Consider the following 22,744-nt stretch of genomic DNA (forward strand, 5'->3'; position numbering starts at 1 on the left):
ATTAGAATGTTTCTAATCTATCGCCAATCAATAGTATGTAAGGGTTAATTAAGTACCGTCATTTCATAATAAAAGAGTTAAATTGAAAACAGTACTGCGCCAGCACCTAACGTTTATGAGTTACCAAACTATATATCCAGCCGCCAAATCTATAAAATCCTACGATCATAAGAATAAGCACCAACGCTGCCAATACATAAGCCAACCAATTGGGCATGCTACTTAACCAGCCAATCGTAAAGGCCATCCCCATATAGGTCTCAACTGGCCAGTCCACAATAGAGGTCGGAGAACCTGCATTAAACATCGCCATAAAACCTGCTAGTCCAATTAATGCAGCAATAATCCCAGCACGTTTGCGGTTATTCATATTTTTTCTCTTCTAATTTTGAAAAAACTGACTATATTAAGCCATGATTCTTCTAATTTTATAAGTTTTATAGCATTCAAGGTGTAGCACCAACATACTAAAGTGTTGTTAAGGCATTGTTAAACCACCATCGACAGCGATGGACTGCCCTGTGATAGCTAAGCTCAAATCAGATGCCATTAGCAACACTGAATTGGCAAAGTCAGCCACTGAAGTCGCTTGTCGTAATGGTGTGGTGGTGGCAATATAATCAAATACCTCTTCAGTCGTTAAACTGCTTGCATCCGTGGTTTTTAACAGTCCACCTGCCAGCAAGTTCACGCGTATGCCATACTTGCCCAGCTCCGCGGCCAAATTACGTGTCAGCCCAATCAATGCAGATTTAGCCGTCGTATAGTCGTAATAAGTGACGACCGGATTATAAACAAGGTTGGTTGAGATATTGATAATCTTGCCTACTTGCTGCGCTTTCATCTGTGGTAATACTGCTTGCACTGTATTAACAGCGCCCTTGACGATACCATCCATTTGCTGAGAAAAGTGTGTCCATTTGACAGTTTCAATACTGGTGTAATCAGCACTGGGATCAAACTGATAACTTGGCAAAGCATTATTGACCAAGATATCGATGCGACCATAACGAGCAATGACCTCGTCGGCCATTGCTTTGACCTGCTCAATCTCAGTGACATCCGCTTGATAAGCAAATGCCTGTCCACCAGTCGCCTCAATGTCTGCCACTACTTTGTCAGCAGCGGCTTTACTGTTGAGATAGTTCACGCAGACGAGAGCGCCTGCTGCAGCCATTTGCTGAGCAATCTGGGCCCCAAGGCCACGACTGGCGCCAGTAACGATGGCGACTTTGCCAGTTAAGAGCGCTGGAATAACCGTACTGGTCTGACTCATCATATCCATCCTTTATGTAATGTTATTAAGATATTAGGGTGTATAAAGTTTTAGATTTAAAAGTTACTAAGCTTTTAGTGATGACAATCATATCATGGTTGTCGGTTATCGTAGTGCCCAACCGCATCTATGACCTTTACATCAAAACCAGACAAATTCGGACTACTACCCTTTAAATAATCGCTTACGATGACCATAACAGTATAGTTACTGCTGTCAAATTGCAGCTCATTGCTTAACATGTCTCAATTTTTACTTTTTTGTCCATTTAGGAGAGCTACTTTGTCTCATTTATCACCTTCACACCTACCCTCACAAGTCTCTACTCACGCTGCCAGACGTATGAGTCTTGTAGTGCCTAAAGCATTGTTAGCCGCCGCTGTCGGCTTGGCACTTGCCAGCTGTAGTAACTCTGACAATGCTGCAACTGATGGTACTGCTACCAGCAATGAGACCCTAAACTTGTATAACTGGTCAGAGTATATGCCACAAGAGATTCTTGATGGCTTTGAGGAAGAGACAGGTATTTCGGTTAATTACACCACCTTTGACTCTAACGAAGCGATGTATGCCAAGCTTAAACTGCTTGACGACTCTAGTCAGTACGACCTAGCTGTGCCGTCAACTTACTATGTCGAAAAAATGGCAAATGAAGGCCTGTTGCAAGAAATCGATAAGTCAAAGCTCAGTAACTTTAGTAACTTAGATACCTCGTTTACCAATACTAAAGTCGATCCTGAGAACAAATACTCTATCCCTTATATGTGGGGCAGTACTGGGCTTGCCATCAATGGCGATAGCGTTGATCCTGCGACCGTCAATAGCTGGGATGACCTATGGAACCCTGATTACAAAGGTCAAGTCATGCTGACCAATGATGTGCGTGAAGTGTTTGGCATGGCACTACTCACGCTTGGGTACTCAGGTAATAGTAGCAATCCTGATGAGATTAAAGCGGCTTATGATAAGCTCACCGCTTTAATGCCTAACGTCAAAACCTTTAATTCAGATGCAACGCGCATGCCCTATATTGAAGGCGAAACTGCACTTGGTATGACATGGAATGGTGAAGCGGTCATGGCCAATGACGAGGGCCTAACGAGCTTGGTTTACAAATACCCATCTGAAGGCGCAATACTTTGGATGGACAACTTTGTCATTCCAAAAAATGCCAAACAAGTAGACGCGGCCCATCAATTTATCGATTATTTGCTGCGTCCTGAGAACGCTAAAATCGTTAGTGAAGAGATCGGCTACGCATCACCAAACGTAGCGGCACGTGAGCTTATGTCAGATGAAGTAAAAAACAATCCAGCCATTTATCCAAGTAAAGAAGTACTGGCAAAAGCTGAGTTCCAAGAAGATGTGGGCGATGAAGCGCTACAAGTCTATCAACAGTATTGGGATAAGCTAAAAACTGGTCGTTAATACAACTTCGTTCTATTTAACGATTAACCCACGTATTAATTGGTTGCATAAGCATAAAAACGCTGACTTTAAAGGTTAGCGTTTTTTATAGATGTAGATCTGTCTCGCCGCCTTTATTTTCGATTCGACGTTGTTCGCGTCGCTGGTAACGAAGACCGGAAGCTGCAAACCATTGCGGTTTGGTTGTCTGTAATAAATCACTGAGTCGCTGTAATTGCACTTGCAAGGTTTGGGTTAGCCAAAAATAGCCTTGCCATTCAAACCCTAAATTTTGCACACTTGGATAATCTGATACGGCGATACGCGTGATCGGCCGAAACACCTCATCACTTGGGCTACGCAGCACTGCTGCCATGTGTAGCATGGCTTGGGTCAGCTCATGTTGATAATGAATCAATAGGATATGATTTTCATCATCAATTTCAATGTTAGCTAGGCGCGGCGCGGCACTTAGTAATAAATCAATTGTCCCGATAATATTTCGATGCGTACGCTGAATGGTCTCCAAAGTTTCTTTGTCAATGCCCGACTCTCTTTCTGTCGCAGCAATGTGCGGGCGTACCGCTAATAGTCGCTTATTGATTTTTTGTAGCGCCTTAACCAACGCTTTATTGACTGGTGTATCAGGGACGGAGCTACTGGTAGGATAAATAAGACTTGCTGAGCTGGTGGCCTTGGTATATTTAAATGGTTTGGGCACCAAAACGTCAGCATCAATATGATTACCGACTCCGGCATATAGATTACCACAGGTCTCAAGATTGCTTGCCAGCAAAAAACGCCACATCAAAGTAGACTTGAGGGGTAAAACTAAGGTCGCCGCCACTGCTACTCCAGCGCCCAGCAAAATGTTAAAGGCACGGTACAGACCATCTTGACTGATACTGCTTTGGTCAGGGCTTGAAACAATCATCAGCATGGTAATACCAGTTAATAGACCAATATAACCCAACTGCTTGACTGCCACATAACCGATGATACCGCTGATGATACCGATAAGTAAGTAATATATCCACATCCAATTACCAATGTCTTGGCTTAACCACAAAAACCCAAGTCCAACGCCCACACCAAGTAGGGTACCTAATATGCGCTCTTTTGCTTTAGTATAAATTGCACCTTGGTATTGCAATAAACCCAAAATGACAAACACCGTAATGGTCGTCCACTCTCCATGCGGCAGATTGGTAACTTCATTCAACAATAGCGCAGTCAGCACCGCTGTGCCCAAACGTATCGCATGCAATACGTCAGCATGTTGATAACGCGCATAAGGCTCAACAAGTGGGGCGGTAAATCGTTGCCATAAAGTCGGTTTCAATTGGAATCACTCTTTTTATATAATAAAAATCTAAAAATAACAATAATAGAGAACTTTAATAGACAGTATTAATTGGATGATGATTGGCTACGTAGCCATGGATCGGACAGCTACTATTTAATATAGTCAATACTAACTAAAAGTGTCATGTATTTTATCTGTAGGCAAAGCCGATAGAAATTTTCTTGCTTGCTGTGCCTGCGCAGACAGAGGCTGCAAAAATTTATATCAGCTTTGCCATAACATTTTTAGAGTGAATTAACTATAACTCTTCACTCACCATCAAAAAATAACGCCTTTTATCTATTAAAAGATAAAAGACGTTAAAGGTCAAAGCACGCGGGTACAAAATAGACAAAACTTATGTACTTACTTACTCTTCGATACTTACCGCATTTTTACATAGAGGACTTGTTTTAAAAGCTATACTTCTAGGTAATCCAAAATACCCTCAGCCGCTTGGCGACCGTCCCAGATGGCGGTCACGACCAAATCAGAACCGCGTACCATATCACCTCCAGCAAAAATCTTAGGGTTTTGCGTTTGGAACTTATAGGTTTGCTCTTCTAAAGCGACAACGCGTCCTGTAGGGTCTAACGCCACTTGCTGTGTCTCAAACCATTCTGTAGGGCTAGGACGGAAGCCAAAGGCCATAATGACCGCATCACAAGGGATAATCTCCTCAGAGTTAGGAATTGGCTCGGGACGACGACGTCCTCGGTTATCTGGGGCCCCCAAATGAGTAGTAACGACTTTTACCGCGTTGACCTTACCATTTAAGCCGATGATTTCGGTTGGTTGGCGATTAAACAAAAACTCAACCCCTTCTTCGCGAGCATTGACGACCTCACGACGTGAGCCTGGCATATTTTCCTCATCGCGGCGATAGGCACAGACCACTTGCTCTGCACCTTGACGAATACTGGTCCGATTACAGTCCATAGCCGTATCACCGCCGCCCAATACCACCACTTTTTTGCCTTTTAGATCGATATATTCGTCGGCATCTTTTTCCCAGTCGTTACAACGATTGACGTTGGCAATCAAGTAATCTAGTGCATCATAGACGCCGTCCAACTCCTCACCAGCAAAGCCGCCACGCATATAAGTGTACGTGCCCATACCCATAAACACCGCATCATAATCACTTAACAGCTCATCGATGCTGATATCAACTCCGATTTCTGTCTCGAGACGAAACTCAATACCCATACCTTCAAAGATGACGCGGCGATTGCGCATGACGTCTTTTTCCATTTTAAACTCTGGAATACCAAAGGTCAGTAAGCCACCAATCTCAGGACGTTTGTCATAGACGACTGGTTTTACACCATTTCTCACCAAAATGTCTGCACAACCAAGACCTGCCGGCCCTGCACCGATGATGGCGACCTTTTTATCTGTCCAGACGACATCTGACATGTCAGGTCGCCAGCCAAGCGCAAAAGCCGTATCGTTAATGTATTTTTCGACATTGCCAATGGTTACAGCGCCAAAGCCATCATTCAGCGTACAAGCACCTTCACATAGGCGGTCTTGTGGACAGACACGTCCGCAGACCTCGGGTAAAGTATTGGTACGGTGGCACAGCTCTGCTGCCTGAAATATTTGGCCTTCGGTCGCCAGTTTAAGCCAATTAGGAATGTAGTTGTGTACCGGACATTTCCATTCACAGTAGGGATTGCCGCACTCAAGACAACGATGCGACTGCTGCGCCACCGATTCACTTTCAAACGGTTTGTAAATTTCGACAAACTCTGTCGAGCGCATCGCAATGTCTTTTTTGTTCGGCTCAAGCCGCGGTACGTCTAAAAATTGGAAACTATTATCTAAGCGTTTTGCCATAATGCCTTACTCTTCTATATAGGGCTTTCTATAGTGGGTAGTGACAGTTGACGTGTGCCGTCTACATTAGGTCAATAGACCTATTAATACTGTCACTTACCTACCTACAATATCAGCGCAGTGAGAGGTAATCTCTTAAATGTGTAATTAAACCTTAGCGAATCGCAAGTTATTGTGGATCAGCCGTTGTGGTCTTAAGCAATGTTGCAATGTTGGCCGCTTTGGGTTTAACCAAATATACCTTACGAACATAATGCTCAAAATCAGCCAATATCGTCTGACCCCAGGCGCTACCTGTCTTATCCACATGAGCTTCAATGACTTGATGCAAATGAATACGATGTTCTTCAGTTTGCTCGCTCGATATGCGGTTTAAGTCAATCAGCTCATGGTTACAGCGATCAAAGAAGTCGCCTTCCATATCAAGTACATAAGCAAAACCGCCCGTCATACCCGCACCGAAGTTAAGACCAGTGCGTCCAAGAACAGTAATAATGCCACCTGTCATATACTCACAGCAGTGATCGCCTGTGCCTTCAATGACCGCGTGAGCGCCAGAGTTTCGTACCCCAAAACGCTCGCCTGCTGTACCTGCCGCGTATAGCTTGCCGCCTGTTGCACCATAGAGACAGGTATTACCAATAATAGCAGTCTCTTGTGCGCTAAAGCTTGAGTCTTTTGGCGGATAAATCACAATCTCACCGCCTGCCATGCCTTTACCGACGTAATCGTTGGCATCACCTTCAAGCTCAATGTGCAAGCCACCTGCATTCCAAACGCCTAAGCTTTGCCCTGCAGTACCCGTCAAATGCAGTTTAATTGGCATATCACTCATGCCAAGATTGCCCCATACTTGCGCAATCTCACCGGAGATACGCGCGCCGATAGAGCGATCACAATTACCGACATAGTAGCTATAATCACCGCCACTACCTTTACGGATATTAATCAGCATATCACTAATCATCTGCTCAGCCAGCAAGCCTTTATCAAACGGCTCATTACGCTCAACCTGACAAGTTTGCGCTTTACCGCTACTGGCAGGATGACTAAACAATAATGGCGTTAAATCTAGATGACGCTGTTTGTCGGTATTGCCCTCTAATACGTCAAGCAAATCTGTACGCCCGACCAGTTCTTCCATGCTACGTACACCAAGAGCGGCGAGCCATTCGCGCGTTTCAGTTGCCACAAATTTGAAGAAATTGATAAGCATTTCAGCCTCACCAATAAAGTGCTCGTCACGTAACTTAGCTTTTTGCGTGGCAACCCCTGTCGGGCAGTTGTTTAGATGACAAATACGCAAGTATTTACAACCAACCGCAATCATCGGTGTGGTACCAAAACCAAAGCTTTCTGCTCCAAGAATAGCGGCTTTTACCACATCAAGGCCTGTTTTGAGACCGCCATCAGTTTGTACGCGCACTTTATCGCGTAGACCATTGACACGTAGCGACTGATGCGTCTCAGCCAGACCCAGCTCCCATGGCGAGCCGGCGTGATGAATAGAGGACAGTGGTGAGGCTGCGGTACCGCCATCATACCCTGAGATGGTAATCAAGTCGGCGTAAGCTTTTGCCACACCTGTTGCGATAGTACCAACGCCTGGACGCGAGACCAATTTAACTGATACCAAGGCATCTGGATTAACTTGTTTCAAATCAAAGATCAGCTGAGCAAGATCTTCAATAGAATAAATATCATGATGCGGCGGCGGTGAGATGAGTGTCACTCCAGGTACAGAGTAACGCAGACGGGCAATCAAGGCATTAACCTTGCCGCCTGGCAGCTGACCACCCTCGCCCGGTTTGGCACCCTGCGCGACTTTGATCTGCATGACTTCTGCTGAACGCAAGTACGCAGGCGTAACGCCAAAACGCCCAGAGGCCACTTGCTTGATTTTTGAGTTACGCAGCGTGCCATAACGTACTGGATCTTCACCGCCCTCCCCTGAGTTTGAACGGCCACCAATAGTATTCATTGCCATGGCGATTGATTCATGCGCCTCGGGCGATAGCGCCCCTAATGACATACCAGCGGAGTCAAAGCGAGTTAAAATCTTTGCAGTATCTTCGACCTCATTGACATCAATACTGTTATCCGTTTTTAGTTGCAGCAGATCACGCAAGGTCGCGATCGGACGACTATTAACCAAGTCGGCATACTGACGATAATTGTCGTAGTCACCAGTACGAACTGCTGTATGTAAGCTATTGATTACGTCAGGATTGAAGGCGTGGTATTCCTTATTAAAGACGAATTTTAGCAAGCCACCTTGATCAAGTGGTGCACGGCGTTTAAAGGCATTGGCCGCTAATTGCGCTTGGTCCGCTGCCAGATCGGCAAAGGTAGCGCCTTTAATGCGACTTTGCACGCCTTTAAAGCATAAACTCACCACTTCTTCTGAGAGACCAACGGCTTCAAATAATTGTGCACCGCGATAAGAGACGATGGTGGAGATGCCCATTTTTGATAGGATTTTTAGTAAGCCTTTATCCAAGCCTTTACGAAAATTTACCCGTGCTTGAATCGGATCGCCAAGCAGCTCACCCGTTGCGACCAAATCATCAATGACGTCGTACGCCAAGTATGGGTAGATGCAGGTCGCGCCAAAGCCAATTAATACCGCTACTTGATGCGAATCACGTGCCAGACCGGTCTCGATGATTAAGTTGGCATCAGTACGGATACCTTGGGCAATCAGATAATGATGCACCGCGCCTGTCACCATTATGGCATTGGCAGGTACTTTATCCGCATTAATATTTTTATCCGACAACACAATCAACGTATGACCAGCACGGATAGCGCGTGCCACCTCTTCACAAATAGCGTTGATAGCCTCAGACAGCTCTAACGTACGATCATAGTTTAGATCAATACGCGCCATTTTAAACGCTGGATCATCCAAGGTTTCAAGCTGCTGCATTTTGCTAGCTGATAATACTGGCGACGATAAAATAATACGGTGCGCGTCTTTTTCTGATGGCGCAAATACGTTGGTTTGAGCACCAAGACACGTTTGCAACGACATGACGATTGACTCACGCAGTGGATCAATCGGCGGGTTGGTTACTTGTGCAAACTGCTGACGAAAGAAATCTCCAACATGGCGAATTTGCTGCGATAACACCGCCATTGGCGTATCATCACCCATCGAACCGACAGGCTCCTGACCATTTTCGGCATTGGGACGAATAATTTCAGTACGCTCTTCATTGGTAATGTGATACATTTTTTGCAGTGCTTTTAAAGTGTCACCGCGACATGCCTGCGCTGCTATCTCTTCTTCTAAGCGTTCATCATCGCGAATACGTGTTGCTTCTTCACGCAGCCACTTACGGTACGGGTGCGCTTTTTTGAGTAAAGTAGCAATGGCTTTAGTATCTAAAATTTGACCAGTTAACGTATCAATAACCAGCATCTGACCTGGGCCTACGCGTCCTTTTGCTAGCACATCTTTAGGATCATAGTCCCAAACGCCCACTTCAGAGGCAACCGTGATATAGCCGTTTTTGGTCGTGACCCAGCGTGAGGGTCGTAAACCATTACGATCAAGCATACAGACTGCATAGCGTCCATCTTGAATCACAAGACCCGCTGGACCGTCCCACGCCTCCATATGCTGCGAGTAAAACTCATAAAACGCGCGCAAGTCCATGTCCATGCTATCGACATTTTGCCAAGCTGGGGGCACAAGTATCGACATGGCATGAAAAAGATTCATACCGCCTGACATCAGCACCTCAAGCATATTGTCTAAGCTCGATGAGTCTGAGCCTGTGCGATTGACCAATGGCGTTAACTCATTTAAGTCTGGCAATTTTTCTGATTTTAACTTTGGTGTACGTGCCTCTGACCAGTTGCGGTTACCCGTAATGGTGTTGAGCTCACCATTGTGAGCCAGATAGCGGAACGGCTGCGCAAGGGGCCAGCGCGGTAAGGTGTTGGTTGAAAAACGCTGATGAAATACGACGATATGGGACGCCAAACGTTCATCTTGTAAGTCCAAAAAGAACGCTGGCAAATCTGATGGCATTACCAACCCTTTATAGATAATCGTCTGAGAGCTCAACGAGCATACGTAAAACAGCTCATCATCAACCAGTCGTTGCTCTGCTTTTTTACGTGCCACAAACAACTTACGATTAAAATCATCTGCAGCCAAGTCATCAGGCGCATTGACAAACACTTGCTTAAAATCAGGCAATGTTTCACGGCCAATCTCACCGACAATACTCAAATCAAGTGGCACATCACGCCAGCCAACCACATCTAAACCTTGTGCAGTAATCTCTTCAGAAAGTATTTGCTGGCTATGCTGGGCTTTGTCGTCATCTACATTGACAAAGACCATACCGACAGCGAAATTGTCATTGAGCACAAGCTGCTGCTCGGTGGCGACCTTTTGAAAGAAATCAGTAGGCGTTGCTAATAGTAGTCCACAACCGTCACCAGTTCTACCATCGGCAGCAACACCGCCGCGATGGGTCATACAACTTAAGCTATGAATAGCGGTCTTGACCAGATCATGGCTGGCTTGACCCTCAATATGAGCAATCAAACCAAAACCACAGTTATCAGAGAAGTCATCTGGCGTGGCCAAATGCGTATGGGAGGAAATCATTGACATGGCGAGTCCTTTTAAGTGAACGGGCAGCATATGTATCCAATGCAGAACATAGGCTGAATACCGTAGGCAGAACGGGTTAATGATAAATACTCATATTTCCGGATAAATAAATGATGCGATTAACAATAGGTTTTAGCGCTTTGAAAGTGACAAAATACTCATCACTGTCGCATTTATTTAAATACAGGCTACTAAATAGACGGCTGTTAAGCATTAATAGGAGCAAGATAAGAGCGTCGATGAAATGCTAAGCGTTAAAGCATTAGCACGTTGTTCTTTGCTTTGCAGCTATTTATAGCTTTTAGTTATAAGCATCAATATGACACATATATCGATCAACAACTGACTGGTTGAAAGCCTAAAAACACGGTTTTCAATTGAGTTTGAATATCAGACACTTTGCATTCAAGCGCCTTAACAACCTTAGGAAGGAGGAGGATAAGAGAAATTGTACTACCATTTTTTATAAACTTAATATAAATGGTCAGTCACTACGCTTGAAGCAACGACATTACCATAACAGCTTGCTACAACAGCATAAAACAGATGCCAACCAAAATAGCTGCTTTACAGTAACTCTACAGAGCGTCACCCATATTCATATTAGTTAATGATTGTAGAAAAATCTAGTCTTTTCTATTAATTAATTTAATTATGGTATTAAGAATGATTTCAAACTTTTAGTATTAAAGCACGTAACTAAGAGTATTAAAAATACTTATAAAATACTGCTGAGTTATTTTTTATTCGCCATATACTTTTGCTATCTTAAAATGAGTTATATCCGTTATTGGTCTATTATTGATAATCAACATCTAAAACACAGCGACTCTCCAAGCTGACCAATAAATCCTTTGTCAAATCGCCATAGAAAAGCCTGCAAAACTTGCGTCTTGCAGGCATATCAAATGGTGATAAAAGCACCATGGATCATCTTATAAAATGCTAGTCAGTTTTCTCTTCTATCAGCTCTTTAATACTATCATTGTTGTTTTTAGCGGCTCCCGCGTTGTTGTTCTTAGCTGGTTCAGCATTAGGGCTTTTAACGGTTTCGTTATTGGCGCTCTTATTACCAGCCCCTGAACTGGTATTGTTTCTCTCACTGCTATTTGCCGCACTTGGTGGTTTTGGCGTCGGAACCACTGGTAAGCTTTTGGTTTCTGACTCAGAGTTACGCGTATTGTCTTCGTTTTTAGCGGTAGGTGTTGAATTACTTCCTTCACCTTCAGTAATCACGGTACGCTCTTCGTTAACTGCCAAAGTTGCAGAGGTATCCTCTGATTGACGGATACTTTCAGCCGTACTGTTATTGGTCCCTTGACTCCCAGCTCCGTTGCTGTCTAAACTTTCATCTGTCTTGCGAACAGGTACTTCACGCTCAGTTGGCTGCAACCTGACAGATCTTGAACGCCTCGTGCTCAGATCTTTAATAGGTCCAGGACGCTCATAATTATCGACAATACCGACATAGCGGCTGATTTCTTCTGGCAAGACACGCACTTCAGCTGGCAAACCAAAATCAACCAACTTAGCCGCTCCTACTGCTTCTTGCGGACTACTCATCAGTCCATAAATCAACATATAGCGCAGTTGATTGTTGTCATCGCGGTAACGAAAGTACGAGAACTTTTTACGATCATCACGACCTTCTAGATAACTGGTAATGACTTCATTTTCTGCTACGTTCATAACTTGCACAGTCCATTTGCCTTTATTAGCTAGCAAATAGCGCTTGTCTTTAAACTCATCAGGATAGTTGCGCAAATCACGAATGGTATCTTCAAAGTTAATCGGTTGTACGTCGTTATCAAGCTCATGCAACGCTTCGACAGATAAGGGTTGCTTGAGCTCAGTGCTGAGTGTTTCTGGCGCGGATATTGGCGCGTTTTCAATTTTGGCACCGATAGCAGGAGTTTGACTAAACATCCAAAGCAATGCTGTTAAGACCCCTAAAAGTAAAGTCATCATCAGCCACATCAAAGCCTGCCTGCGATATGACGTGTGTTTTGAACGAGTCGTTGAGCTCGATGAGACCATGGGTGTTTCCTTGGGAAAATAGGGTAAAGCATGTTGATAAAACTATATTGACTTAGATACTTAACGACTTACGCTATAGTTATAAGTGTGGTCTACGATAAGACATTGTTAAGTAGCTGCGTATCAAAATCATCTGTCAACACAGCTTGCCCTATTGATTTTAACAAAATTAGACGAATTTGTCCGCCTTTCACCTTTTTGTCATGACCCATAAGCTCTAAAGCCGTATCAACAGTGATAGGTGGAGGGTCAATTGGTAAGTTAGCAAGCAACAATACGCGCTTGATCCGCGCCACATCAGCTTCACTTAGCCAGCCCATCATTTGTGATAGCTGAGCCGCTTGTACCATGCCCGCGGCAACGGCCTCACCATGGAGCCAACTACCGTAACCTTCGTGAGTCTCAATCACATGGCCAAAAGTATGACCAAAATTGAGCAAAGCTCGCATACCAGCTTCTCTTTCATCTTGCGCCACTACGGCTGCTTTGTACTCACAACAGCGCTTTACAGCCGCTCCAAGTACTGCCAGATCCAGCTGCATCATGGCAGGTAGATTTACCTCAAGCCATTCTAAAAACTTGATATCCATAATTAATGCATATTTGATGACTTCAGCGAGCCCTGCCGATAGCTCTCGCGCAGGCAAAGTTTTGAGGGTGCTCATATCAGCCAGCACCATTTGTGGCTGCCAAAAAGCGCCAATCATGTTTTTACCTTGCGCATGATTGATACCAGTTTTGCCGCCAACACTTGAGTCTACTTGCGACAATAACGTGGTCGGGATTTGGATAAAATCTACGCCGCGCATAAAACTTGCTGCTGCAAACCCAGTCATATCACCAATGACGCCGCCCCCAAGAGCTACTAAGGTTACATCACGATTAAAATGCTGTGCCATCAAGACATCATAAATTTGATTGATACTATCTTGGTTTTTATACTGCTCACCATCAGGAAGTGTGCAAACAGCTACGGTAAATGATTCTGCTAACTGTTCTTGTAACCGCTGCAAATATAAAGGCGCAACGGTATCATTAGTCACAATCAATACTTGCTGACCATTAATATAAGGCGCAATGCTTGTGGCTATATCGCACTGCTCGGCAATAGCTATCGGATAATCATGGCTTTGAGTGTGAACTATCAATTCTGCGTTAAATAATGGCGCTGCCATAAAAGTTCCTGTATTTAATATGCCCATTTGCGGCTCATTACCAGATGGTATAAAGCACTCCTAATCTATAGGCCGCTTTGGCAATGAATCCGTCTGTACTCTGGTCTCTGCTTGGCTGCCAGCTGTTACTTGCTCTTTTGGTGTTGTTGACTCTAAATCTGTACCTACAGACACCAAAAAACTCTTCAACTGCTGTAACAGCTGATTGACCATATGCCGAGGATAAGTATGACCAGTCGGCAATACAATATGTGCCACTTGTCTATATAGTGGATCGCGAATGCTATACAAATCTTGTAGTATTTTTCTAGGATTGGGTTGCTGCAATAATGGACGCGACTTATCTTTAGCAGTGCGTGCCATTTGTACATCTACAGGTGCATTTAGATAAACCACAATACCGCGCTGATGCAAAAACTTTCGATTGTCAGCGCCCATAACCGCGCCGCCACCTGTTGCAAGAACGATATGCTGACGCTGAGTCAACTCATCGATTGCTCGTGTCTCACGTGCCCGAAACCCTACTTCGCCTTCTTTTGCGAATATCCAAGCAATATCAGCACCTGTTTGTGACTCGATATACCAGTCACTGTCCACAAACTCTCGTCCTAGCTGCTTAGCTAGCAACCGGCCAATAGTGGTTTTCCCCGCTCCCATCGGCCCAACTAAGAATACCGATGGCAATTCCTCCAACATAGCACTCACTCAGATAAATTAACCATCATACAACGTCATCGTTATTCTGGCTAGTAATGAGCTGGGTTTATTATCAGTAAAATTAGATTTTATTAAATTATAGACCATAAAAAAGCAAGCTCTTAGGCTCGCTTTTTTATGGCTTGTGACCTGTAAACAAAACAACCCTAATCCAAACGGCTAATACCATCATTGATAAGCTTTGGGGTGACAAAAATAAGCAGCTCTTCTTTTGCGTTGCTACGGACGTCTTTACGGAATGCGCGACCAATATAAGGCAAGTCTCCTAAGAATGGAACTTTATCCACGCCATTAGAGACACGGTTTTTGAAGACGCCTCCAAGTACGATGGTTTGTCCATCTTCTACAATCACATTGGTAGAGATAGAGTCTTCTGCAATAGCAACCTGATTATTGATGATCGTTGGCGTGCCATTAGTAATCATTAACTGCAAGCCGATCTTGCCATCAGGTGTAATATTTGGCGTAGCTTCTAAGCTTAGCGCTGCTTCTTTAAAGCTGGTAGATGTTGCCCCGCTAGCTGACGCTTCTTGATAAGGAATTTGTGTACCAGATGAAACCTTGGCCGTTTGTTTATCAGCAGTTAAGATTTTAGGAGTAGAAATAACCTCACCGCGGTTGTCTGCTTGCAGTGCGGACAACTCTAAATCTAGCATAATATCTGACATAGCCAGTAGACCAAAAGCAATGCTCCCTGCAGGATTCGCCACCCCCAAATCGACGTTTAGATTGTCAGGACGACTGATATCATAGGAAGGATAAGAGACGGTCTGACCATTGACTGTCGTCGTCTCCACATCGAAGTCTTTAAGGTCCCATAGAGTTTGATTGCTACCACCGACCAGTAAGTTACGGTTATTGGCTGCACCATTAGATAAAATTCCCCACCGTACACCGATCTCTTTACTAAAGCTATCAGAGGCACTAACAATGCGCGCTTCAATCATAACTTGACGTACTGGAATATCAATTTTACTAATAAGTCTGTGAATATTTTCAATACTATCAGCCACATCTTTGACGATTAGTGTATTGGTACGCTCATCAATCGTTACCGTACCGCGATTGGACAACAAGCTGTTGCTATCTTCTACGCGACTACTGGTTGAGCTACCGCCAGATGGACCACTTCCTTGAGAGATAAGGTTGAACACATCTTGTGCTTTGGCGTAGCTTAAACGTATATACTCAGTGCGTAATGGTGCATAGGATTCGACAGCTTGTTGAGCTTCAAGCTCTTGGGCCTCTTGCGCTGCCAGTTCAATAGACGGCGCGATTAATATAACATTACCGTTCTCTCGCTTATCTAAATTTTTACTTTTTAGAATAATATCAAGGGCTTGGTCCCAAGGCACGTTGATGAGACGAAGTGTGATACTACCACTAACTGAGTCACTAGCAACAATGTTCATATCAGTAAATTGCGCTAGAATATCTAGTACGCTACGAATCTCAACATCTTGAAATTCCATAGATAGTGCTTCGCCACTATAGACCTTTTCTTCAAGCGTCGGTTCACGCAATAACTCAGGTGTGCTAATGCTGATATTTAGCTGATTACCAGACTGATATGCTTGATACTCATAATCACCAGTCATGTTAATCGTAATAACACCACTTTGACCTTGGTTTTTAGTATCAACACTATCTACAAGACCACTATTGATGTTTAAACGACGCAATAAATTCCGAGGTACTGTGCTGCCAGTCATACGTACCACCAACTTGTTACCTTGGCGCTGTACATCTACTGGAATGGCCTCGTTGGCAAGGACAATACTAACGTTACCGCCACCATTACTGCCCGCAGTAAAATTCAATGCACTCAGACCATCATAACTATATTGTTTGCTAACTTGCGATGAAGCCAGCCTCGGATCTAATAATGGGTTAACACGAACAACCATAGTATCAGTAGGCGCTTGCACCTTGATGACTTCTGAGCCGGTAACTACAGGGGTGACTCCAACGCTACTGGTTTCGACAATAGGTGTCACAATCGCTGTCGTAGTAAGCGCATTGTCGTTAATCAGAGTAGTATTTGGTTTTGTTAAAGCTCTAGAGGCTGTAGTAACAGGTACAGTAGCTATAGTTGGGCTATTGGGCACTACACGATTTGGATCAGTAATAGTAAGGAGTAAGTCATTGCCATCAACAGCAGTCGTATAGTCGCCGCTCTGCTTTAATCCCACAATCAAACGTGTGGTACTATCATTGCTCAACGTTGTGACATCATTGACCATACCGATATTGTAATTGCTAAATCTGCTGGCTAGACCATTTTGCACTTGTTCAAAATCCAAAACTAAACGACTAGGATCATTCAGCTGATAAGCTGCAGGCAGTACTGGCGCACCATTGAATCCTAGACGCAGCTGAGTTACCGCAGGTGCAGTCTGTACTACAGAGACGTTGTTGATACGCTCTACTGCATAAGCTGTACTACTAATGGCAATCATACTGATTGCCAACGCAGGTATTGCAAAGGCAGAAGACATACGGTTACTCATCGCCATTACCCTATTATTGCGTACTGTCATTACTTATTCCTCAAAAAATCTGCCAACTTAATTTATAGGTGAGACCAACGACTGAGGTCTTTCAATGAACCCGGCGCGGCTATCTGGCACAATTTCAATCAAATTAATCTGGGTCGGCGTGATTTCAACAATACGGCCGTCGTTTAGTCCAAGATAATCGCCTACTTTAACGTTAGCAACCGAACCATCTGGACGTTGGACCAATGCATACTGTTGACCTTCAGGAGATATCAATACGCCACGAAAGGTAAGCTGCGCAATATCATACTGTTCAAGTGGTTGTTTGATTCGCGTAATATCAGGGCGCACACCATCTGACGGTATGTTTGGTCCTTGTACATTAATGAGACTTGGTGGCAAGAACGGGCTACGCACTAAGCTTGCACTATATACAAAATCCTCTACTAGCTCTGCTTTTGGCGGTGGCTCGATTGGCTGCGAAGGTGAGTTACGAATCTCACTCATCGCCTGTCCCGCCATACCAATGCGATCAGTACAGCCAGTCAACCATATAGCTGCCATACTTAATGTAAACAGGGCTGAGAATTTTCTAATATCCATACTATTTGCCCCCTGCAGTATCGTCAGTGGCTGGCGTTGTTACCTCATCTACCACTTCTTTTGAGCGATAAGTCTTGGTTTGTAGCACTAGATTTAGCTCTGGTATGGCCTCTAGTGTCGGCTGCGGATTACTGACTTCAAAATCATGCATGGTGATAATGCGTGGTAACGCTGCAAGACCACTAATAAAGCTACCAAACTGATGGTATTCACCCAAAGCTGCAATGCGAATAGGCTGCTCAATAAAAAACTCGTTTTCTATTTCAGGCTCTACAGAAATATCTTGAAAGCGAATATTGCTACCGACACCCGTCATATTGATACCTTCTACCAGCTCCGACACACGGGTATCTTTGGGTAACTGGTCAAGTAAGGTATTGAACTCTGTCTCCATTTGGATTACTTGAGCTTTATAAGCTTCTAAATGACGTGCACGTGACTCTTTTTGACGATAGCTATCAAGTAGCGTTTGTTGCTCACTTTCAGCCGCAGTGATCGCATCGATTTTGCTACTGATAGGCAACGCCCAAGCTAGGGCTGCAATAAAAGCAACGATAAATATAAGTACCGTTACCTTAACGGGTATTGGCCAACTGCCATAGTTTTCTGTATCTAAAGACTCAAAGCTACGACGAAAATCATTGAAATTAAATTGCTTCTTACTGCTTACTGCAGTTTTTTTAGACTTAATTAGCGTTTTTTTACGGATAAGCTTCACAACTCACCTCCAGACTCTGCGCCCTCATCAATGTTGGAGCTTTCTGACTGAACTTGCGTTGTGACAACAAACTGCACATAGCTGTCTTCAGGTATATAGGACGAGGTCTTTCGCCAGAGTTGACAGTTTCATTTAATGCTATTTCTGGCTGATAAGCAGTAATATTTTGCTGGATATTACGTACAGCAGAGTTATCCATCCACTCACTGCCATCTAGATTACGAATCAAGCTTGATACCACATTCGGATTGTCTGCCAGCCCTGTTAAGGTGAGAAGCTCTCCTTCGCGTTTTAAGTTATTTAAGTACAGAGCAGAAGGTATGGCCTTGGCAATATCATCCCATAGACGAACTGGTACCGGACGTCGCCCTTGTAAGTCCTGAATCACTTGCATCCGTGAAATAATATCTTCTCGGCGCTGCTCCAAGCTGTCGATTTCGGTTAATACCGTATCCAAACGTACATTCTCTTGTTCAATAAGAGTGTTGGCATCGCGCTGCTCTTCAAGCTCATTATTAAAATAACTCCAAGCTGCAAATGCAGACAGTAATGCCAGCAAAGTCACTGCGACTACTAAGGTAATAAACTCTTTATTACTACGTTCGCGTTCTTCTTGCCGCCATGGCAATAGGTTGATACGAGCCATTAGTCAAAGCTCCTTAACGCAAGGCCACAGGCAGCTAGTAAGCTTGGGGCATCAGCCTCTAATTGCTCATTGTCTATATAGGGATCTATGGTCATATTGATAAAAGGATTGGCGACAGTCACTGGCACATCAAGCTTTTGCTGTACCATGCTCCATAAACCTGGAATAGAGCTACTACCGCCTGCAAGCACTACATGATCAATACTATTGTATTGGCTAGAAGAAAAATAAAACTGTAAAGAGCGCGTGATTTGCTGGATAGTACTTTCGATAAAAGGCGTTAGAATTTCTGGATAATAATCATCAGGTAGAGCACGCTCACGTTTGTTAACTGTGGCTTCTTCAAACGACAAACCGTAGCGATCTTGAATGGCTTCTGTTAGTTGTGACCCGCCAAACAATTGCTCACGGCTATAGACAAACTCACCATTTTTTGCGATGTATAAGGTAGTCTGATTATGTCCGATATCGACCAATGCGACCAATTCTGGCATATTGGGTAAGTTATCTGCCATCAATCCAAACGCCCGCTCTATCGCGTGCGACTCAATATCCATAATCTTGGTTTTTAGACCGCCGAAGGTTAGCGCATCAACACGTTGATCAACGTTTTCTGATCGCGACGCAGCAAGTAGAACTTGTACCAAGTTGTCGTCAACCAATGAAGGACCTAGTACTTCAAAGTCTAGATTGACTTCTTCTAGTGGGTAAGGAATATATTGATCAGCGTCCAGACGTATTTGAGCTTCACGTTCGATATCGCTCAGCCCCCTATCCATATCAATAATCTTGGTAATAACTGCCGAGCCTGTAACAGCGGTAGCCCCACTGCTACCTGTTATCTGACAACGTTTTACCAAGCGAGCAATAGCATCACCAACCGCCTCAGTATCTACAATAAGCTTATCAACGACTGTGCCGGGTAACAGCCCCTCAATTCCATATGACTTAAGGTGAAATATTCCTTGCTGACGCCGTATATCAACTAGCTTTACGGAGGTGGCACAGATATCTATTCCGACTAAATGTCGTTTTTTAGAAGTAAGTAGCCTCACAGACGCTTTACCTTATATATAGTTACGTTCTGATAGTTATCAGTAATAATTTAATACAATACTTTACTTAACAGACATATTCAAGTATTTAAAGATTCAGTTTGGATAAATTACACTTTTAGGATGACCTGTCTGTTTTGTTCACTGTATAATGGGATATTTGTTGCAAATTTTATTTGATAAGCCTAATTATGACCAAAAGAAACGCTACTGCTCGCCTCGTTCACTTTTTGGTGGGGATTGTTATTGCCTGTCTAGCACTTGCAGTTATCCTTGCATTAACTGTGCCAATTGGCTTCTACGGTATGGCTATGTATTTGTCGCCAACCTTACCCAGCACACAAGAAATAAAAACAGCCAGCCTTGAGATGCCCCTGCAGATATATAGCAGCGACGACAAGCTTATTGGCCAATACGGCAATCGCTTATCATTGCCAGTTACCTTTGAAGAAATTCCTAAAGATTTGACCAATGCATTCTTAGCTGCAGAAGACTCTTCGTTCTTTCAACATAGTGGTATTAGTATTAAGGGTCTTGGTCGCGCTGTTACCGAAGCGGTCACTGATGATGAAGGTCAGACAGGTGGATCTACTATTACCATGCAGGTCGCCAAAAATTATTTTTTGAGTCCTGAGCGTACTTTAAACAGAAAATTAACCGAACTGTTTTTAGCGCGTAAAATGGAAGATGAGCTGAGTAAAAACGATATTTTGACACTGTATGTCAACAAGATTTATCTTGGAGAAGGAGCTTACGGTATTCGTGCAGCAGCCAAAAAATACTATAGCAAGTCGCTAGAAAATCTGACCACTGCTGAAATGGCTATGCTAGCAGGCCTACCTAAAGCACCCTCAAAGTATAACCCGGTTGCCAACCCTGACCGTGCACTTACCCGCCGTAACTGGATCATTGGGCGCATGCATGAGCTTGGTTATATCAGTGATGCTGAGCATAGTGAAGCAATAAACGCCCCTATTGGTCTAAAACTTTATCAAGAAAAGCTTGATGTCAATATGCCTTACTTGGCAGAGATGACTCGGTATGCTTTAGTTAATCGTTATGGTGAACAAGTTATTAATGGAGGCTGGCGCGTTCGTCTTACTGTTGATAGTAAATCACAGCAAGCGGCTGAAGCAGCTGTATCAAAAGGTCTAATAGCCTACGATCATCGCCATGGCTGGCGCGGCGCAGAAGCGAATGATGAACCTTTAGAGGACTTTCGACGTTATGGCGGAATGTACCCAGCTAAAGTCACCAAAGTTAACTCACGTAGCTTTGAAGCATTAATGCCATCTGGTGAAAACGTTACGGTCAACTGGTCGGGCATGAGCTGGGCACGTAAATATTTTTCAGCGGATCGTTTTGGTTATTACCCAAGTAACGCTCAACAAATTGTAAATAAAGATGATATTATTCGCCTCATGCCAACCAATAGCGGTGGTTGGAAACTGGCACAAATACCAGAAGTACAAGGCAGTTTGGTTTCATTAAATCCTGATACAGGAGCTGTTGAAGCTTTAGTTGGCGGTTTTGATTTTAATCACAGTAAGTTTAATCGTGCCCTGCAGGGCTGGCGTCAACCAGGTTCAACGATTAAGCCATTGGTCTATACAGCTGCTCTAGAAAAAGGCTATCGCTCAGATAGTATTGTCTCAGATCGTCCTATCCAAGTAGGTGAATGGAAACCAAAAAACTCTGACCAACGTTTTTTAGGTGACATTACTTTACGCCGAGGTCTATATCTATCACGCAACTTAGTCTCTATTCGTTTGCTACAAGCTATTGGCATCTCGGATGCGCGTAATTTGCTAGATCAGTTTGGACTGGACAAAGAAAAGCTACCAACCACCCTATCACTAGCGCTTGGTACTGGACAGGCGACACCGTTACAAATGGCCACTGCGTATGCCACTTTCGCCAATGGCGGCCATCGTATTCAACCTTATTTTATTGAACAAATCTACAATTATGACAATAAGTTATTGTTTCAAGCAAATCCGCAACAAGCTTGCGCACTGTGCTTTAATGCACAAGTTGAAAGCCTTAATGCCAAACTGATTGAAGAGTATAACCAGTCAACTGAAGATGAAAATACAGAGATTGAATCTAGCGATGAATCAATAACTGGTGAGGATTTGGAAGAAGAAACCAAACAAGCAGACGATGCTAATAACTTAAGTGTCTATGACGCCAGTCCTCAAGCAGATCGTCTAAAGGCACCTGCAGTACAATACTTACATGCAAGCCAAGCTCCACGCATCTTAAAGCCAAGGGTTGCTTTTGAGATGGCTGATATTTTGCGCGATGTCGTACAACGCGGTACAGCGGTACGTGCAAAAGCTCTAGGTCGTAGCGATATCGGTGGTAAAACTGGTACTACTAATGAAGCCAAAGATGCCTGGTTTGCAGGTTTTCATCCAACCAGTGCGACTGTGGTTTGGATAGGCTTTGATCAACCATCCACACTTGGGCGCCGTGAATATGGAGGCGTAGCAGCGTTACCAGTATGGATGGACTTTATGAGAGAGCAATTAAAAGACCAGCCGTATCAATGGGTTTCGGTTAATAACCGTGCAAAATCAAAAAAGCAGCAACAGCGTATTTTAGAGATGACTGATAGTGGCATCGTCGATCCTGATGAGGAAAACGATTACGTTAGTAATGTTGCCAAACCAGTGACACCTAAGCCGCAGCAGCGTAAAGCTCCCGAACCTAATGAGGAAAACAACGAGGATAATGACAGCGTTCCCCAAAACCCACTGTCAGTAACGCCAGCAGAGCGCATGCCCCCT

15 protein-coding genes are annotated in these 22,744 nt (G+C 43.9%); 2 read left to right on the forward strand and 13 right to left on the reverse strand.

Going from position 1 to position 22,744, the window contains the following annotated elements; translation table 11 throughout:
• Positions 1-106 precede the first annotated feature (106 nt).
• Together PENNN9_RS09835 and PENNN9_RS09840 are read right to left on the reverse strand one after the other, a co-directional pair.
• On the reverse strand, positions 107-370 hold the full coding sequence (locus PENNN9_RS09835; protein WP_058369516.1) for a hypothetical protein: 264 nt from the start codon (positions 368-370) through the stop codon (positions 107-109).
• Positions 371-478: 108 nt separating this feature from the next.
• On the reverse strand, positions 479-1,279 hold the full coding sequence (locus tag PENNN9_RS09840; RefSeq protein WP_256713803.1) for a 3-oxoacyl-ACP reductase: 801 nt from the start codon (positions 1,277-1,279) through the stop codon (positions 479-481).
• A gap of 279 nt (positions 1,280-1,558) precedes the next feature.
• Here PENNN9_RS09840 and PENNN9_RS09845 point away from each other — a divergent pair, with 279 nt between their 5' ends.
• Positions 1,559-2,704 (forward strand): ABC transporter substrate-binding protein, encoded by a 1,146-nt coding sequence (locus PENNN9_RS09845; protein ID WP_256713802.1) that lies wholly within the window; start codon positions 1,559-1,561, stop codon positions 2,702-2,704.
• An 85-nt stretch (positions 2,705-2,789) separates the two neighbouring features.
• On the opposite strand, the gene PENNN9_RS09850 is transcribed toward PENNN9_RS09845, so the two are convergent.
• The 11 genes from PENNN9_RS09850 to PENNN9_RS09900 all read right to left on the reverse strand — a co-directional run bounded on the left by PENNN9_RS09850 (position 2,790) and on the right by PENNN9_RS09900 (position 19,952).
• Positions 2,790-4,025, reverse strand: a complete 1,236-nt coding sequence (locus PENNN9_RS09850) for an FUSC family protein (RefSeq protein ID WP_058369518.1) — start codon at positions 4,023-4,025, stop codon at positions 2,790-2,792.
• Positions 4,026-4,448: 423 nt separating this feature from the next.
• Complete coding sequence (locus PENNN9_RS09855) at positions 4,449-5,870, reverse strand: FAD-dependent oxidoreductase (protein ID WP_058369519.1); 1,422 nt, start codon at positions 5,868-5,870, stop codon at positions 4,449-4,451.
• Between the two features lie 169 nt (positions 5,871-6,039).
• Positions 6,040-10,503 carry a glutamate synthase large subunit gene (gltB, locus tag PENNN9_RS09860; RefSeq protein WP_058369520.1) on the reverse strand — a complete coding sequence of 1,488 codons (4,464 nt, stop codon included), beginning with the start codon at positions 10,501-10,503 and terminating at the stop codon, positions 6,040-6,042.
• Between the two features lie 945 nt (positions 10,504-11,448).
• Positions 11,449-12,540, reverse strand: a complete 1,092-nt coding sequence (locus PENNN9_RS09865; RefSeq protein WP_058369521.1) for a hypothetical protein — start codon at positions 12,538-12,540, stop codon at positions 11,449-11,451.
• Between the two features lie 92 nt (positions 12,541-12,632).
• Positions 12,633-13,715: a 3-dehydroquinate synthase gene (gene aroB / locus PENNN9_RS09870; RefSeq protein ID WP_058369528.1), complete on the reverse strand. Its 1,083-nt coding sequence runs from the start codon at positions 13,713-13,715 to the stop codon at positions 12,633-12,635.
• Between the two features lie 60 nt (positions 13,716-13,775).
• The gene (aroK, locus tag PENNN9_RS09875) at positions 13,776-14,411 is read right to left on the reverse strand and encodes a shikimate kinase AroK (RefSeq protein WP_197409098.1); all 636 of its coding nucleotides are present in this window, start codon (positions 14,409-14,411) and stop codon (positions 13,776-13,778) included.
• A gap of 167 nt (positions 14,412-14,578) precedes the next feature.
• Positions 14,579-16,972: a type IV pilus secretin PilQ gene (gene pilQ, locus PENNN9_RS09880; protein ID WP_058369522.1), complete on the reverse strand. Its 2,394-nt coding sequence runs from the start codon at positions 16,970-16,972 to the stop codon at positions 14,579-14,581.
• Positions 16,973-16,999: 27 nt separating this feature from the next.
• On the reverse strand, positions 17,000-17,533 hold the full coding sequence (locus PENNN9_RS09885; RefSeq protein WP_058369523.1) for a pilus assembly protein PilP: 534 nt from the start codon (positions 17,531-17,533) through the stop codon (positions 17,000-17,002).
• Position 17,534: 1 nt separating this feature from the next.
• Entirely contained in the window at positions 17,535-18,251 is a 717-nt protein-coding gene (locus PENNN9_RS09890; protein ID WP_058369524.1) for a type 4a pilus biogenesis protein PilO, read from the reverse strand.
• Positions 18,235-18,897 carry a PilN domain-containing protein gene (locus PENNN9_RS09895; protein ID WP_227511789.1) on the reverse strand — a complete coding sequence of 221 codons (663 nt, stop codon included), beginning with the start codon at positions 18,895-18,897 and terminating at the stop codon, positions 18,235-18,237. The genes PENNN9_RS09890 and PENNN9_RS09895 overlap by 17 nt, the downstream gene beginning before the upstream one ends.
• Positions 18,897-19,952 (reverse strand): pilus assembly protein PilM, encoded by a 1,056-nt coding sequence (locus tag PENNN9_RS09900; protein WP_058369525.1) that lies wholly within the window; start codon positions 19,950-19,952, stop codon positions 18,897-18,899. The genes PENNN9_RS09895 and PENNN9_RS09900 overlap by 1 nt, the downstream gene beginning before the upstream one ends.
• Positions 19,953-20,143: 191 nt before the next feature.
• On the opposite strand from PENNN9_RS09900, the gene PENNN9_RS09905 reads away from it, so the two are divergent.
• On the forward strand, positions 20,144-22,744 hold a 2,601-nt coding region (locus PENNN9_RS09905), incomplete at its 3' end, for a penicillin-binding protein 1A (protein WP_058369526.1).

This window comes from Psychrobacter sp. ENNN9_III (genome assembly GCF_001462175.1).
Taxonomy (GTDB): Bacteria; Pseudomonadota; Gammaproteobacteria; order Pseudomonadales; family Moraxellaceae; genus Psychrobacter.

Excerpts from the sequence above, each read along its gene's own strand:
- PENNN9_RS09895 (WP_227511789.1), bottom strand. The coding sequence starts at position 18,897 with ATGGCTCGTATCAACCTATTGCCATGGCGGCAAGAAGAACGCGAACGT.
- aroK (WP_197409098.1), bottom strand. The coding sequence starts at position 14,411 with ATGTTGGAGGAATTGCCATCGGTATTCTTAGTTGGGCCGATGGGAGCG.
- PENNN9_RS09855 (WP_058369519.1), bottom strand. The coding sequence starts at position 5,870 with ATGGCAAAACGCTTAGATAATAGTTTCCAATTTTTAGACGTACCGCGG.
- PENNN9_RS09835 (WP_058369516.1), bottom strand. The coding sequence starts at position 370 with ATGAATAACCGCAAACGTGCTGGGATTATTGCTGCATTAATTGGACTA.
- gltB (WP_058369520.1), bottom strand. The coding sequence starts at position 10,503 with ATGTCAATGATTTCCTCCCATACGCATTTGGCCACGCCAGATGACTTC.
- PENNN9_RS09885 (WP_058369523.1), bottom strand. The coding sequence starts at position 17,533 with ATGGATATTAGAAAATTCTCAGCCCTGTTTACATTAAGTATGGCAGCT.
- PENNN9_RS09840 (WP_256713803.1), bottom strand. The coding sequence starts at position 1,279 with ATGATGAGTCAGACCAGTACGGTTATTCCAGCGCTCTTAACTGGCAAA.
- PENNN9_RS09865 (WP_058369521.1), bottom strand. The coding sequence starts at position 12,540 with ATGGTCTCATCGAGCTCAACGACTCGTTCAAAACACACGTCATATCGC.
- pilQ (WP_058369522.1), bottom strand. The coding sequence starts at position 16,972 with ATGACAGTACGCAATAATAGGGTAATGGCGATGAGTAACCGTATGTCT.
- aroB (WP_058369528.1), bottom strand. The coding sequence starts at position 13,715 with ATGGCAGCGCCATTATTTAACGCAGAATTGATAGTTCACACTCAAAGC.